This is a genomic window from Mycobacterium sp. NGS24 (assembly GCF_059813065.1).
Genome location: NZ_JCALDW010000045.1, coordinates 1 through 579 on the forward strand (window position 1 = coordinate 1; position 579 = coordinate 579).

Annotated in this window: 2 protein-coding genes; both read left to right on the forward strand. The window is 62.9% G+C overall.

What is annotated here, in order from left to right:
- Positions 1-294: a type VII secretion system protein EsxG gene (gene esxG, locus AC5Y6Y_RS25760; protein WP_463829107.1), complete on the forward strand. Its 294-nt coding sequence runs from the start codon at positions 1-3 to the stop codon at positions 292-294.
- A gap of 30 nt (positions 295-324) precedes the next feature.
- The coding region (locus tag AC5Y6Y_RS25765; RefSeq protein ID WP_473140392.1) for a WXG100 family type VII secretion target at positions 325-579 on the forward strand (255 nt) is incomplete at its 3' end.

Genomic DNA, 579 nt, shown 5'->3' on the forward strand with positions numbered 1-579 from the left:
ATGAGTTTGTTGGATGCTCATATTCCGCAGTTGGTGTCGTCGCAGTCGGCGTTCGGTGCCAAGGCGGGGTTGATGCGGCACACGATTGGTCAGGCGGAGCAGGCGGCGATGTCGGCGCAGGCGTTTCACCAGGGTGAGTCCTCGGCGGCGTTTCAGGCTGCGCATGCCCGGTTTGTGGAGATGGCGGCGCGGGTGAACACGTTGCTGGACATCGCGCAGGCCAACCTGGGTGAGGCTGCGGGTACTTATGTGGCTGCCGATGCCGCGGCCGCGTCGACCTACACCGGTTTCTGAGCCGGTTCCTTCGAGTTTTAAGGACTTGTGATGTCGCAGATCATGTACAACTACCCGGCGATGCTGGCGCACGCGGGGGATATGTCGGGCTATGCCGGGACCATGTCGGGGCTGGGTGCGGATATCTCTGCTGAGCAGGCTGCGTTGCAGAATGCCTGGCAGGGTGACACCGGGGTGACCTATCAGGCGTGGCAGGTGCAGTGGAACCAGGCCATGACCGATCTGGTGCGGGCCTATCAGTCGATGGCCAGCACCCATGAGGCCAACACCATGGCCATGCTGGCC

Coding starts and splice junctions, on each gene's coding strand:
- esxG (WP_463829107.1), top strand. CDS start 1: ATGAGTTTGTTGGATGCTCATATTCCGCAGTTGGTGTCGTCGCAGTCG.